A 13,674-nucleotide genomic window follows, 5' to 3' on the forward strand; every position below is an offset into this window, starting at 1 on the left:
CTCAAACGCACCGATCCTCCTTTAACCGATCAGGCGCATCACGCCATTGAGATGATCACCAAGCGTTCCGGGTCGATGCGCAGGAGCAACGCCTGGGAGCAACATCATTCGGTTGAAAAGACAACAGCCGCCACGCCGCCGACCTCGGTGAAGCTGCGCGCGAAGCGATACGTTTGACCGTCGATCTGCATGAGATTCACCCCTGAAGAGGTCGACTCGAGCATCTCATTGGCAAGCGCCGTGGATATCGCGCCAATCTGCTTGAGTTCCTCGCGCGGGCCCTCGGGATTACCTAGATAAACGGTGCAAAGCTCGTTCGTGTGCCGCATCATGACGACGCTGCTAGCGCCGTCAAGAGACCGTTCCAGGTATCCAGCGAGTGTCTGGAGCGCTTCCGGCAGCTGCGCCGACTGCTCGCCCAACACATTGTCGTCATTCGTCACTTTTGCCTCCCTTGCCGATTGGCCACGTGACCGTCTTGCGCCTTCTCTTTCGTTGCCATCATGGCACATCGGCAGGCGAAAGTTGTGGTGCCGTGACGTTACATTGCAACAAGCTTTCTGCGGCGCGGGCTAGCGGTCCCGCCGAGCGCGTAATGTCGTGTTACCAATCTCGCAGAGCCGTTGCACCTGTGTCCGGACTCGTCTCCTACACTTCGAGCCATGTTCACCGACACGGCACGCAACGCGTGCGAGGGAGTAGCGAAAATGAATAAGAAGATTTTCGGCGTAGTACTCGGTCTCACTGCATTGGCAGCGTCGACGGCCGCTTCGGCTCATGTCAACGTCGGCGTCGGAATTGGCATCCCGGTGGGAGTCTACGCGCCGGCTGAACCGGTCTACGCACCGCCGCCTCCGGTCGTGTATGCTCCCGCCCCTGTCGCCGTCGCATACGGCGACTATGACTGGCGGGCGCGTGAATGGCGTGAGCGTCGCGAATGGCGTGAACGTGAGTGGCGTCGCCACGAATGGCGCGAGCACGAATGGCGCGAGCGTCATGATTGGCGCGGGTATTGAAACGGCGCGCAAAGGCGCCAGATCCGCAACATCCAACCTTAGAGTATCTTCGAATGAAAGCTAGCTCGATAAGAATCGCCCTCATTGCAACCACGCTGGTCTTCGGGGCGGCAGGCACGGCGAACGCCGCGGGCTGTCTCAAGGGTGCGGTAGTGGGCGGCGTCGCCGGGCATTACGCGGGGCACCATGCTGTCGTCGGCGCGGTCGGCGGCTGCATGGTGGGCAGACACCTCGCCAAACAGCGCGCCCAGGAGCAGGCCGCGCAACAGCAGGCCGCACATCGTCAGGTCGCACAGGCGCAATAAGACGTCCCGGCTTCGTGCGCCCGCGCGAAGCCGCTTGAGACCCGCTTAAGGCCGCTTAAATGTGGCTTAAAGCACGCCTCGGGAAGCCAGATTGCGATAAAGCGCGCGCACACCGAAAGTCCATGGCGCGACCTCCGTGCTCAGTCGCACGGTATTGATCAGCGCGCCGAGTTCGGGAGCCGAAATGGTCACCTTGTCGCCAAGATGATGCGTGAAGCCGCCGCCCTTCGTGTCGCGGTCCTTGATCGGCGAGAACATCGTGCCGAGGAACAGCATGAAACCGTCCGGATACTGGTGATGACGTCCCCATGTCTGCGCAACGAGATCCGCCGGGTCCCGGCTGATTTCGCTCATGTGGCTGACGCCTTCCAGGACGAAGCCGTCGTCCGCACCTTCCACGCGCAGGGAAACACTGGTCTTGCGAACGGAGTCGAGGTCAAACGAGTCGTCGAACAGACGCACAAAAGGACCAATTGCGCATGATGCGTTGTTGTCCTTGCACTTGCCGAGCAGCAAAGCCGAGCGCCCTTCTATGTCGCGCAGATTGACGTCGTTGCCTAATGTTGCCCCCACAACCTCGCCACGGCTATTCACCGCGAGGACGATTTCCGGCTCCGGGTTGTTCCACTTCGACGCCGCGAGCAGGCCGACGTCCGCCGCGAGACCCACTGCAGACATCGGCTGCGACTTTGAGAAAACTTCGGCGTCGGGCCCGATGCCGACTTCCATGTACTGAGACCAAGCGCCGCGTCGTTCCAGTTCCGCCTTGAGTTTCATCGCTGCTTCCGAACCCGGCTTGATTTTCGACAGGTCGGTGCCGATGGTGGCGGCGATGGTTCCTCGAACCTCTTCGGCTTTAGCGGGGTCTCCGCCTGCCTGCTCTTCGATCACCCGCTCGATCAGGCTAACTGCAAACGTGACGCCACACGCCTTGATCGCCTGGACGTCATTGGGCGCAAGCAGTCGGGGCGCGTCACCTTGCACTGTCCCCAGGTTTGCTTCGACCAGTTTCTCAACCGAGCCAAGCGCCTCACCCGCAACCGTCCGGGCAAACTGAACGACGTCTTCATGATCGAACAGGTCGGCAGTGGTCGGCACGCTCGCGGTTATATCAAGTACTTCGCCGTTGCGGACCACTATGACAGACGGCCCTTCGTATGCGGCCGTTTTGCGCCAGACACGACCGACAAGCAGCGCGCGCTGCAAGTCGTCAGGCAGAAAGCTGGTGGGGTTTTGTGACGTCATGATGAGGATTGTCTCCGGTTCACACAGGCAGATCGAGTCGGCCGGACTGGCATCACGATGAGATGCCAGCGCTGCCGGTTTAGTGGGAATGTCGCGGGTTGCCGCGTTCTGCTATGACTTTGAGGTAAAGCGTTGCCGGCTCGAGGCATCCGCCTGTAGACAACTGACCGACAGTCTGTCGATATAGCTCTTGCCACGGGGTCTGCGCCGGCGGAATGTCGAAGCTCACTGTCTCACGACGGCGTGCAAGCTCGTCTTCATCGACCAGAACATTCACAGTCCGCGTATTCAGGTCGACGCGGATGCGATCGCCCGTTTGCAGAAGAGCGAGCCCGCCGCCAATGGCCGCTTCCGGTGACATGTTCAGAATCGACGGGCTTGCCGACGTTCCGCTTTGACGGCCGTCGCCCATTGTCGGGAGCGACGTTATACCTTGACGCACGAGCTCGGCAGGAGGCGCCATGTTCACGACCTCGGCACTGCCTGGGTAACCCACGGTGCCCGCACCGCGAATCACCAGAATGCAGTGCTGGTCGATGTTGAGCGACGGATCATTGATGCGGGAGTGATAGTCCTCAGGTCCGTCGAACACGATTGCCCTTGTTTCGAAGCTGTTTTCTGCACCGGGTTCGCTCAGATAGGTATTTCTGAATGCATCGCCGACTACGGACATCTTCATGATGGCGCTGTCGAAGAAATTGCCGGAGAGCACGATGAATCCAGCGCCGTGCTTCAACGGCTCGTCGGTCGTCTTGATGACGTCGCGGTCGGGTTGAGCCGCATTGTCAGCGATAGCGCCAATCACCTGGCCCGATACGGTCAGGCAGTCACGATGCACGAGCCCAGCGCGGTCGAGCTCGCGAAGCACCGCCGGAACACCGCCCGCGCGATGGAAGCTCTCGCCCAGATACTCGCCGGCCGGCATGCAATTCACGATGAGCGGCACCTTTTCGCCAACACGTTGCCAGTCATTCAGACTCAACTCAACGCCCATATGACGGGCAATCGCGATGAGGTGCGGCGGACAATTGCTCGATGCGCCTAGCGCCGAAGCCACGACAATCGCATTCTCAAACGCCGCCTTCGTCATGATCTTCGACGGCCGCACGTCGTCTCGCACCAGGTCGACGATACGTTTGCCCGTCGCATACGCCATCTGTCCTCGCTCCCTGTAGGCTGCGGGGATGCTCGCACAACCCGGAAGCGACATACCCAACGCTTCGGCGAGACTGTTCATCGACAACGCGGTTCCCATCGTATTGCAGTGCCCAATGGACGGAGACGATGCGGTGGTCAGTTCCATGAACCCCTCGTAGTCGATCTCGCCCGCCGCGAGCAGATTGCGCGCGTGCCAGATGACCGTTCCCGAGCCCACCCGTTTGCCTTGATGCCAGCCGTCCAGCATCGGACCGCCTGACAAAACGATGGCCGGCATGTCGACCGTTGCGGCGGCCATCAGGCAGGCTGGCGTTGTCTTGTCACAGCCGGTTGTGAGCACGACGCCATCCAGAGGAAATCCATGCAAGATCTCGACGAGACCAAGATAAGCCAGATTGCGGTCGAGTGCGGCGGTGGGACGGCGGCTTTGTTCCGCGAGCGGGTGAACCGGAAACTCCATCGGAATTCCGCCTGCGTCACGAATGCCTGCTTTAGTGCGCGCCGCGAGTTCAATATGGTGACGGTTGCAGGGCGCCAGATCGCTGCCTGTCTGCGCAATACCAATGATGGGCCGCCCGGACTGCAGCTCCTCCCGCGTGAGGCCATAGTTCATGAAGCGCTCTACGTAAAGCGCGGTCATGTCCGCGTTGGCAGGGTCGTCGAACCATTCCTGGCTGCGCAAGCGCCTGGCATTGAGCTGAGTCATGCGTTGTACTCCGTCGTGTCCATGTCGTGGCGATGTCGTGCAATTCGATCGCGATTATCGCCGTTGCTGCGACAGCGTTAGCGCCGGGCGCTCGCTGCGGTTTCCGTGCAGACAGATCGGTTAGATTAGTTAGATCTGTTATCGGTAACATCCATTGATGTTATCACGCTGCGCAGACGCTGTGCACCAGGAAAGACTACGCGCTTTCGCGCGAAATCACCGTGTAATCGATAGTGAATTTACGGCGCTCGGGTACCGCGCGCGGGGTAGCCGACGCGACCGACGACAGCAATAGCTGCCCCGCGCGGGAGCCGATACCGTAGGCGTCGACCGACACCGTCGTAATCGTCGGGTTACAGCAAACGGACACTTCGAAATTGCCGAAGCCCGCCACTGCGATATCTTCAGGAACGCGAAGTCCGCGACGGTGGCATTGCATGATGGCGCCAAATGCGGACATGTCGCTCACGCACATGACAGCATCCGTATCGGGCCATCGTTCGAGAAGAGCATCGAGCGCGGGAGCGCCGTGACTCATGGTGATAGGCGATTCGCCGAAGCGAATTACCCGGGGCTCGCCGAGCCCTTGTGCTTTCATCTCCTGCTGGTAACCCTTCAGGCGCTCCAGACCGCGTCGATCCAGGTCACTCGCGCCGGCCAGAAAACCGATTTTCCGGTAACCGCGGTCCTTGAGATATCGCACCATCTCACGCGCTGCCCGGGCGTTTGAAAAGCCGACCGCCATGTCGATCGGACTGGTTGGTAGGTCCCACATTTCCACCACGGGAATGCGCGAGCGCTCAAGTACCTGGCGGGTTCCTTCAGTATGCTGCGACCCGGTCAACGCGATGCAGCGAGGCTGATATCTGAGCATCGAACGAACCAGGCGCTCTTCACGAGCGAGGTCGTAGTCGGTGTCTCCCAGAAGAATCTGCAGGCCATGAGGCTCTAGCGCGGAGGATAGACCACGCACGGTATCAGAGAAGTTCGAGCTAGCGAGAGACGGGACAAGCACGGCGACGAATTCCGACTTCCCGGACGACAGCGCGCCTGCGGCGGCGTCGGCCACGTATCCGAGGTCGTCGATTGCCTGCTGTACGCGTTCCCGAGTTGCCGGCGCCACGCTGTGCCCCGCCAGTACGCGAGACACCGTCATCTTCGAAACGCCCGCGATACGCGCGACGTCCGACATGCGAGGTGGACCAGGATGCGGGTCGCTGACGGTACGGTCGTTGATGCGGGGATTGCCCATCGGTCTCGGGGTGGTTTGCGTTCATGAGCGAGTCAGCCGGAACGCGGCATAACCGACTCGCAACGACTCCGCATGATACGGCACCCGGTATTGCGCGCCTAGGTAGATTCCCCTGGCTTGCCGTTCGATGGCGCGTCATGCTACCTTCGTTACCGATAACATTTTCCCGCAGGGGAAAGCTTTGCCCGCCGATGTTATCGGTAACAGCGAGCCGGGCATTCCTCGCAGAGGACATACCAAAAGGAGACAGTCCCAATGCCAACCCTTACTCAGGCAGCGGTGGCACCCGCCGTAGCCAGCGAGGCCGAAGAACAGTTGTACCGAAAGGTACTGAAGCGCATCCTGCCGCTGCTGCTTCTATGCTACGTGGTCGCGTACCTCGACCGTGTCAATGTGGGATTTGCAAAACTGCAGATGCTCGACGCGCTGGGCTTCAGCGACAGCATTTACGCCGTGGGCGCCAGCATCTTCTTCTGGGGGTATTTCCTTTTTGAAATGCCCAGCAATCTTCTTCTTCACAAATACGGCGCGCGGTTCTGGATTGCACGCATCATGGTGACGTGGGGCATCGTCTCCTCGTCACTGGCGTTCATCTCGCCTCTTGCGCATTTCTTCCATGTTCAGACCTCGACGATGTTCTACATTCTCCGGTTTCTGCTGGGAGTGTGCGAGGCCGGGTTCTTCCCTGGAATCATCCTGTATATGAACTACTGGTTCCCCGCGAGGCGCCAAAGCGTGGCCATGTCGGGCTTCCTGATTGCCATTCCGGTCAGCCTGACACTCGGCGGCGTCATCTCCGGCTGGTTGATGGAAAACACGCACGGCCTGCTCGGCATGGGAGGCTGGCAATGGATGCTTCTGCTTGAGGGCATTCCTTCTATTCTGGTCGCCTTCGTCGTGCTTTTCCGCATGGGCAATGGAATTCAATCGGCGAACTGGCTGACGGCTTCCGAGAAAGCTCTGCTGCAAAGGAATCTTGAGCAGGAGAGCTCTAAAAAGACCCACAGCGTTGCAGCTGCGTTGAAGAGCCCACGCGTCTGGTTGTTGACCTTTATTCTTCTCACGTTCAACACTGGCTTCTACGGCTTGGCCTTCTGGCTGCCTTCAATCATCAAAGCTTCTGGGGTGAAGAGCACTTTGAACATCGGCCTGTTGACCGCTATTCCGTACCTCAGCGCGGTTGCAGCGATGATCTGGAACGCCTGGCACTCCCGTAAGACCGGGGAGCGCAGACTGCACGCCGCTATTCCTGCCTGTATTGGCGGTGTCGGCCTGATCCTGAGTGCTGCGTTCGCGGACAACGTTGCTTTGTCGATTGTTTTCCTGACGATCGCCACGTGTGCGATTCTTGGTCTGATGCCGATTTACTGGACGTTCCCTGGACAGATTCTTTCTGGCACCGCGGCGGCTGCTGGCATTGCACTTATCAATTCCGTGGGAAATCTGTCCGGCTTCACCGGTTCGATGATTACGAGTGTCGCTAAAGATCTGACCGGCAATATCAACAATGGTACCTATGCTCTTGGCGCGTGCCTGCTTGTCAGTTGCGTCCTCATTCTGTCCATTCCGCGAAGTATGCTGAACAGGGACCCGGTCGAGCGCGCGTGAGGAAATCGTAGCGAGTGCGGTTGAGAACAAACTGACGCAATTCACCGCCAGCGGCCCACCATTCGGTGGGCCGCTGTTCTTCTGCAATGCGTCAGATTTGCGAACCTGCGCGGGCGACGCTACAGGTTGCTCACTGGGCGCTGGAGGCAGCCGTATCGGACGCGCCCTTGCCCTGCGCGCCCTTCTGCGGCTTGCGGGTAGGCGCCATTGTCGAATGGGAACCCTTCGACGAGGACATCGCTCCTCCACCCGTATTGGGTGCACTCATTCCCGCGCCGCCCTGGCCCGCGCCGTTCGCGCCACCTACGCCAGCACCGCCTGTCCCGACACTGGTGCCGCCGGTTCCGCCGCCGCTGCCGCCACCGTCACCGCCACCCCCGCCCTGCGCAAACGCGGCCCCAACAGAAGCTGCCACCAAAACTGAACAGAGCATTGCTTTCTTCATTGCTTCCATGATTACCTCCCTGAGTATTCGAACGACCGAACCAGTCTCCATGTCGGCGCTCCTTTTCGTGCACGTGAGATAGCGCGGTCGGTGCAGGCCCGACACCGCGCGTCGTCGACCCATTGGCCGCAGTCGTACTCTGATCGACCTGGCATGCATTACGTCGCATGGGCGGTAAGCGATACGCAACCGCTATGCCTGCCGTTGAATACGTGGGGTGGCACAGAGCGATTGCTGGCTCGTGTATTGAGAAGAGGAAGGCGCATGTGATCCCATCGCTTGCGAGAGCGGCGAGAGCGTGCATCGAAAGCGAGCGGAAGCTCGCCTCGGGTACGGCGCTTGCATCGCCTTGCTGATGGTGTGGCTTGGCAAAGCCCGGTCTGAGTTGCCCACGGTCAGGCTAGATACGCGGTCGCATCAACGGTCGGAATGGACCTGAAACCCGGTTTAGCGAAGAAATAGCCTTGCATGAGATTGACGCCATGCGCAATGAAGAAGTCGCGCTCGCCCTTGGTTTCAATGCCCTCTGCAACCACGCGAATACCTAAATCCTGACATATCGATAGGACGCCTCGCACAACGCGCTGACGCACACGGTCAGTGTCGATGCCGCGTAAAAGTCCCATGTCGAGCTTGATAATGTCAGGCTGGAAATCGACCAGCAGGGAGAGCCCGGAATAGCCGGCTCCGAAATCATCGATTGCCGTCAGGAAGCCAAACTGCTTGTACGTCCGGAAGATGTCGACGAGATGGGTGCGATCAGTCAAATGCTCGCCTTCCACCGTTTCGAAGATGATTCTCTCGATGGGAAAGCCATGCGTTCGCGCTGCATCGAGGGTGCTCCTTATGCAAACCTCGGGCTTATAGACCGCGTTGGGCATGAAATTGATGGACAGAAACGCGTCGAGACCGAGCGCGGCTGCACTGGCAATGGCGACCTGCCGGCAGTGCTGGTCAAACTGATATTTGTTTGCGTCGTCAACTTGCGAGAGCACCGAATAGGCAGATTCGCCATTTGGGCCGCGCACGAGCGCCTCGCACGCGAACACCGTGCTTGCGCTGATATCGACGATGGGCTGAAACGCGAACTCGATCTCAACGGGCGGGCGCGTCGTGTCCCGGCACCCAGAACATTTTTGCGGCTGCTCAGCCGCGTGATCGTGAATCTTGAAAGAAGCCATTTCGTATTTACCATCATTGTCTGCTTCGGCGTCGAGCCGATAACGCCAGAAGTCACAGTAGCTCGCCGCTCGGCGTTGAGCCTCGCTCGCTTATCCGCACAGCTTTGGACTTATCGTCCATTCCTGACAACTGCACGCATTAATGCATCTTATCGGCGGCCGGCGACAGATCTGTAGAGCCGCCCTTCAACAAAGCAGAGGCGCGTCCGACCGTTCTCGGCAAAGCGCCGGAATACCCGCCTCGTATACGCACTACAACCGGCAGCACGAAGCTCGCCCAACGCGCCCCGACGAGGCACTGCGCGTTCTTCAGCGCCCCGCCATTAAAGATTCGCGCAAACGGACCGTAATACTAGGGACGTAGTGGCACGCGGCATTCGAACGGCCACGCGAACAGGCAGTCGGAGAACAGCGTGAGAATCAAAGCGGCATGGCGCCCTAAACCTTCCAGTCGAGATCGGTCTCAGGGCAATGTTCACGCAAGCGTCACTAGTTCGTCGGCCCGAAACCAGCAGTTTCTCTCCTATTTTCTTGGCCAGTACGGACAACGCAGCTCTCTACCGCTTGCCAGTCTCTTCATTGCTGCGGCCGCCGGCATCGGCTTGGGAATTCTGGTGCACAGCGCCGCCAGCGAAGTGGCGACCACCTTGCGTCTTGCACTGGCACTGGCCGCAGGCGTCGTCGGGCTCGTGGCTATCGGTCGAAAGCTCGCTTCTGACCACGCCCGGCAGCGCGCCGCAATTGCGCTGGCGAGTGGGCTTCTTAACACGAATCGCGACTGCCTGAAGGTGCTCGATACCGATGCAAAGATGCTGCGGGTGTCCGAGCATGGGGCCGCGTTGATGGAAGCGGAGTCGCCGGAACAACTCAGCGGCGCAGACTGGCTCAATTTCTGGAGCGGCGACGAGCGCACCGCAGCCGAGCACGCCTGGCGTGCCGCTCTCGCCGGAACGAGCACATCTTTCACCGGAAGTTGCCCGACGACCAAGGGACGCACCAAGTGGTGGAATTCAACGCTCACACCGGTTACTGGGGAGAACGGCGCAGTAGTCGCGCTTCTCTGTGCTTCAGAAGATGTTACCCAGCAGTGCGAGTTGCTAAAAGCACTCCGCGAGCGCAATGAACTCATGCACGAGATGGAGTCGCATGTTCGGCTTGTGTTCTACTCGTACAGCGCGCATTTCGAACACTTTTATCATGTCAGTGCGGGCGTTGAACGCGTGTTCGGCATCAAAGCTCAAGATCTCAGCACGAGGCCCTCGGCGTGGCTCGACCTGGTATTGCCCGAGGACCTGGAGGCGTTGCTGACGGAGATGCATCGTATCGCGTCGGAAGGGGTCGAAGGTCGCTCGGAATACCGCATCCGGCGCCCCGATGGTTGCCTGCGCTGGATTAGAAGCACGGCCTATCCGGTCCGCGACGAGTCCGGAAACGTGGTGCGCATTATCGGCGTTAGCGAGGACATCACGTCGGAACAGGAACGTCTCGCGGCGCTCGACCGTCTAGCCTACACCGATGGACTCACCGGTCTCGCTAACCGTACCGCCCTCGTTCGGCGGATGAAAACACTGTGCAGACAGAACGTTCCGTTCGGCCTCATGTTTATCGACCTTGACCGGTTCAAGGTGCTTAACGATACGTTGGGCCATACGGCCGCCGACCGTCTCTTGCAAGACATCGCGAATACCATTGCGCAGGCGCTGCCTTCCGACGCATGCATTGCGCGTCTCGGAGGAGACGAGTTCGCGGTCATCATCAGCGGCGAGACTGACAAGGTTGCATTGGCAGCGTTGGCACAGTCTCTTCTGAACGTCTTTTCGACCGACGTTCGGAAGGACAACGCTACGCCCTTCGTCACCGCATCGATCGGCATCTCGCTCTTTCCCGAGCACGGCCGGGATCACGAGGCGCTGCTCACAAGCGCGGACATCGCAATGTATGCGGCGAAAAAGGGTGGCCGCAACGGCTTCCGCTTTGCCGACAAGGCGTCGAGCGATGTACTTGGCGATTTCGAACTCGAGCGCAGCCTGCCTATGGCGCTTGCGTCAGAGCAGTTCGTCCTTCATTTCCAGGGCATTCACGAGCCGGCTTCGTTGACGGTGAAAGGCGTTGAAGCACTCGTTCGGTGGAATCATCCAACGCGAGGAATGGTCGGACCGGGAAGCTTCATCCCCATACTGGAAGAAAGCGGATTCATTGTCGAAGTCGGGGCATGGGTCATGGATGCGGCCCTCGCGCAACTGGCAATCTGGCGCGCTGCCGGACGCAGGGGGCTTTGCATGTCGGTGAATGTGTCGGCGCGTCAACTCAGGGACGACACGATAGTCGCCGTGGTCGACCACGCGCTGCGCAAGCATGCATTGCCGCCGCGTTGCCTCGAGATCGAGTTGACCGAAAGCGCATTGATGGAAAACCCGTCGCTCGCCCAGGAAACGCTCATGGCACTCAAGCGCCTTGGCGTGCGCATTGCCATCGACGATTTTGGAACCGGTTATTCCAGCCTACGCTATCTTGCCGACTTCTCACCCGATACGGTGAAGATCGACCGCTCGTTTACCGCGGGGCTGGGTCGCGACGCAGCCACCGCGTCGATCATTCGGGGCATCATCCAGATGTCGCACGAGTTGGGTATGCAAGTGACGGCGGAAGGTGTCGAAACCGAGCAGCAGCTACGCACGCTGCGCGACGCAAGTTGCGACCACGTCCAGGGGTATTTCCTGACGAAGCCGATGGATGCGGAACACCTTGTGGATGCTTGTCGTTCGCTAATAATGCGTCACGGCCCCAGCTCCATGTCTTTGTTCGCGACGCAAGGCAGCGACTAACCGGAGCAAGTCGTTGCTTGGCCGATAGCGCGAGCAATTCGGCAACCCAACGCTGACGGAAACGAGTCGGACCGGTTTCCGTTTGCAACCGCGAAGAACCGCGAGCACGCCTTCGGGCAATTCCCGATAAAGAACCGCCTTCCTTCGCCGTTAAGACAGGGAATGTAGCTCCGCCCCGCACAGACCCAAGCGGCACCATGGCAGTAAATCTTTCCGTTTCGAAGTCGATTCTCGCGACTCCGCCCGAACTTGGCGCGGCCGTATCGCCGTCTATTCGTGCCCGGCTGCTGGCGACGCTTTTCGACAACAGGCGGCCTCTGCTCATGTCAGTGGTCGCCAGCGCGTTCGTCGCAGCGGTGGCCTACGCGCGCCTGCATCAGCCTTGGGCGATTCTCTGGCTGCTCGCGGACGCGTGGGTTTTGCTAGGACGCCTGAGCATCATTCACGCGTACACGTCGCATAACCGGAACAGCCCGCTCAACCCGCGTCCGTGGGCAGCGACGTACGCCCCGTTGTGCCTCACTACGAGCCTCATGCTCGGACTGGGGACGATGGGGTGCGTCGGCACCGCCGACACCACTCTGGCATCGCTCGCCCTCATGGTCGCATCGGGCATTCTGGGCGGGATCGCTTCGAGGAACGCTTCAGTACCGCGCCTCGCGATCGCCCAGATATGCCTCGTAACGATACCCATCGGGTTGGGCGCAGTGTTCTCGCCTATTGCCGGCTCGTGGATCCTCGTGCCCCCTCTGCTTCTCTACGTGGGCGCCATGATATCTATCGTGCAGCGCCACTACAGGGGACTCGTCGCCCTGATGATCGCGGAGCAGAATCACGCCGAACTCGCAGTGCGCTTCGACGCCGCGCTCACTCACATGCCGCATGGGCTTTGCACTATCGACCGGTCGGGAAAGGTGGCCATTGCAAATAGCCGCACCGCCCAGTTGTTCGGCGCGACGCTCGACACGCTGAAACTGAACGTGCCGTTACCCGATTTCATCGGCCATCTCGGCTTTGCGCATTTCGGCGAACGGCTGGGTCAGCAGTTCACGGAAAAATGCTCCGCGTGGCTTCACGAAAAACGACGCCCGCTCGCACTCGCACTGCCCAACGGCCGCCAGCTCGAATTGACGCGAAATCCTGTGCCGGACGGCAGCGCCGTCGTGATTATCGAAGATGTGACCGAGCGCAAGCAGAGCGAAGCGAAGGTGCTGTACATGGCTCGCCACGACTCGCTTACCGGGCTTGCGAACCGGCGCGAGCTGCGCGAGCGTCTTGAGAAGATTCTGTCGAGCGCGCGCCGCGGCAGCGATACGCGGACCGCCGTGCTCTACCTGGATCTGGACGGCTTCAAGCAGGTCAACGACAGGCACGGCCATACCGCCGGAGACGAAGTTCTGGAAGCAGTTGCGACGCGGCTTACCGAAACGCTGCGGCATGGTGAATTTGCCGCGCGCCTTGGCGGAGACGAGTTTGCCGTGATCGTCGAGAATGCCGCGTTGGACGCGGTCGTTGCAATCGCCGAGCGCGTGATCCGCGAAATAGCGAAGCCGTATCCGCTAACGGCGGCCGGCACGATCCATATCGGCACGAGCATCGGCATTGCGCTCGCGGAAACACAAGAACCCGTCGACGACCTGATCAGGCGCGCCGACGAGGCCATGTACAGCGCAAAAAAGGCCGGCAAAGGCACCTACCGCATTTCGCACGGGCAAACCGAGCCGGAACCGGACGCGGATCGGGATGCGAGCGTCGGTACAGCCTGAGCGCGCACGAAGCGTTGCTAGCGACTCGCACGATGGTCTCCGCCATTCACACGTAGGCTAATGCCGCCCGTGTCGAAGACCTCGGCGTAAGCAGCGCCTCTGCGTTCGCCACCCCGCAATCCGCATGCCGCTGCACGAAGCGCAACCTGCGCAGGCCTGCCTGCCGT

General features: G+C 60.2%; 11 protein-coding genes. 5 read left to right on the forward strand and 6 right to left on the reverse strand.

What is annotated here, in order from left to right:
* Positions 1 to 104: 104 nt before the first annotated feature.
* A complete protein-coding gene (locus OH764_RS25525; protein WP_498848967.1) occupies positions 105 to 443 on the reverse strand; it encodes a hypothetical protein in 339 nt (112 codons plus the stop codon).
* Between the two features lie 264 nt (positions 444 to 707).
* Here OH764_RS25525 and OH764_RS25530 point away from each other — a divergent pair, with 264 nt between their 5' ends.
* Both OH764_RS25530 and OH764_RS25535 read left to right on the forward strand, forming a co-directional pair.
* Positions 708 to 1,016 (forward strand): hypothetical protein, encoded by a 309-nt coding sequence (locus tag OH764_RS25530; protein ID WP_498848968.1) that lies wholly within the window; start codon positions 708 to 710, stop codon positions 1,014 to 1,016.
* Between the two features lie 53 nt (positions 1,017 to 1,069).
* Positions 1,070 to 1,321, forward strand: coding sequence for a hypothetical protein (locus tag OH764_RS25535; protein ID WP_027775785.1), 252 nt, complete (start codon positions 1,070 to 1,072; stop codon positions 1,319 to 1,321).
* 66 nt (positions 1,322 to 1,387) lie between these two features.
* Here OH764_RS25535 and OH764_RS25540 read toward each other — a convergent pair whose 3' ends face one another.
* The 3 genes from OH764_RS25540 to OH764_RS25550 form a co-directional block, all read right to left on the reverse strand.
* Positions 1,388 to 2,566 carry a fumarylacetoacetate hydrolase family protein gene (locus OH764_RS25540; protein ID WP_498848969.1) on the reverse strand — a complete coding sequence of 393 codons (1,179 nt, stop codon included), beginning with the start codon at positions 2,564 to 2,566 and terminating at the stop codon, positions 1,388 to 1,390.
* Positions 2,567 to 2,645: 79 nt separating this feature from the next.
* Positions 2,646 to 4,430, reverse strand: coding sequence for an IlvD/Edd family dehydratase (locus tag OH764_RS25545; RefSeq protein ID WP_425179696.1), 1,785 nt, complete (start codon positions 4,428 to 4,430; stop codon positions 2,646 to 2,648).
* Between the two features lie 196 nt (positions 4,431 to 4,626).
* Positions 4,627 to 5,682 carry a LacI family DNA-binding transcriptional regulator gene (locus tag OH764_RS25550; RefSeq protein WP_498848970.1) on the reverse strand — a complete coding sequence of 352 codons (1,056 nt, stop codon included), beginning with the start codon at positions 5,680 to 5,682 and terminating at the stop codon, positions 4,627 to 4,629.
* A 255-nt stretch (positions 5,683 to 5,937) separates the two neighbouring features.
* On the opposite strand from OH764_RS25550, the gene OH764_RS25555 reads away from it, so the two are divergent.
* Positions 5,938 to 7,290, forward strand: a complete 1,353-nt coding sequence (locus OH764_RS25555) for an MFS transporter (RefSeq protein ID WP_498848971.1) — start codon at positions 5,938 to 5,940, stop codon at positions 7,288 to 7,290.
* A 130-nt stretch (positions 7,291 to 7,420) separates the two neighbouring features.
* Here the strand turns inward: OH764_RS25555 and OH764_RS25560 are convergent, their stop codons facing one another.
* Positions 7,421 to 7,744, reverse strand: a complete 324-nt coding sequence (locus OH764_RS25560; RefSeq protein WP_498848972.1) for a hypothetical protein — start codon at positions 7,742 to 7,744, stop codon at positions 7,421 to 7,423.
* 386 nt (positions 7,745 to 8,130) lie between these two features.
* A complete protein-coding gene (locus OH764_RS25565; protein ID WP_498848973.1) occupies positions 8,131 to 8,916 on the reverse strand; it encodes an EAL domain-containing protein in 786 nt (261 codons plus the stop codon).
* A 413-nt stretch (positions 8,917 to 9,329) separates the two neighbouring features.
* On the opposite strand from OH764_RS25565, the gene OH764_RS25570 reads away from it, so the two are divergent.
* Positions 9,330 to 11,741: a sensor domain-containing protein gene (locus OH764_RS25570; protein WP_498848974.1), complete on the forward strand. Its 2,412-nt coding sequence runs from the start codon at positions 9,330 to 9,332 to the stop codon at positions 11,739 to 11,741.
* A gap of 197 nt (positions 11,742 to 11,938) precedes the next feature.
* Positions 11,939 to 13,507 (forward strand): diguanylate cyclase domain-containing protein, encoded by a 1,569-nt coding sequence (locus OH764_RS25575; protein WP_498848975.1) that lies wholly within the window; start codon positions 11,939 to 11,941, stop codon positions 13,505 to 13,507.
* Positions 13,508 to 13,674 lie beyond the last annotated feature (167 nt).

The sequence above is a fragment of the Burkholderia sp. M6-3 genome (assembly GCF_050858985.1).
GTDB classification, from domain to species: Bacteria; Pseudomonadota; Gammaproteobacteria; order Burkholderiales; family Burkholderiaceae; genus Paraburkholderia; species Paraburkholderia caledonica.

Bases quoted from the DNA above. Each gene is read 5' to 3' on its own strand.
- OH764_RS25540 (WP_498848969.1), bottom strand. From the start codon at position 2,566: ATGACGTCACAAAACCCCACCAGCTTTCTGCCTGACGACTTGCAGCGC.
- OH764_RS25575 (WP_498848975.1), top strand. From the start codon at position 11,939: ATGGCAGTAAATCTTTCCGTTTCGAAGTCGATTCTCGCGACTCCGCCC.
- OH764_RS25560 (WP_498848972.1), bottom strand. From the start codon at position 7,744: ATGGAAGCAATGAAGAAAGCAATGCTCTGTTCAGTTTTGGTGGCAGCT.
- OH764_RS25530 (WP_498848968.1), top strand. From the start codon at position 708: ATGAATAAGAAGATTTTCGGCGTAGTACTCGGTCTCACTGCATTGGCA.
- OH764_RS25545 (WP_425179696.1), bottom strand. From the start codon at position 4,430: ATGACTCAGCTCAATGCCAGGCGCTTGCGCAGCCAGGAATGGTTCGAC.
- OH764_RS25550 (WP_498848970.1), bottom strand. From the start codon at position 5,682: ATGGGCAATCCCCGCATCAACGACCGTACCGTCAGCGACCCGCATCCT.
- OH764_RS25535 (WP_027775785.1), top strand. From the start codon at position 1,070: ATGAAAGCTAGCTCGATAAGAATCGCCCTCATTGCAACCACGCTGGTC.
- OH764_RS25565 (WP_498848973.1), bottom strand. From the start codon at position 8,916: ATGGCTTCTTTCAAGATTCACGATCACGCGGCTGAGCAGCCGCAAAAA.
- OH764_RS25555 (WP_498848971.1), top strand. From the start codon at position 5,938: ATGCCAACCCTTACTCAGGCAGCGGTGGCACCCGCCGTAGCCAGCGAG.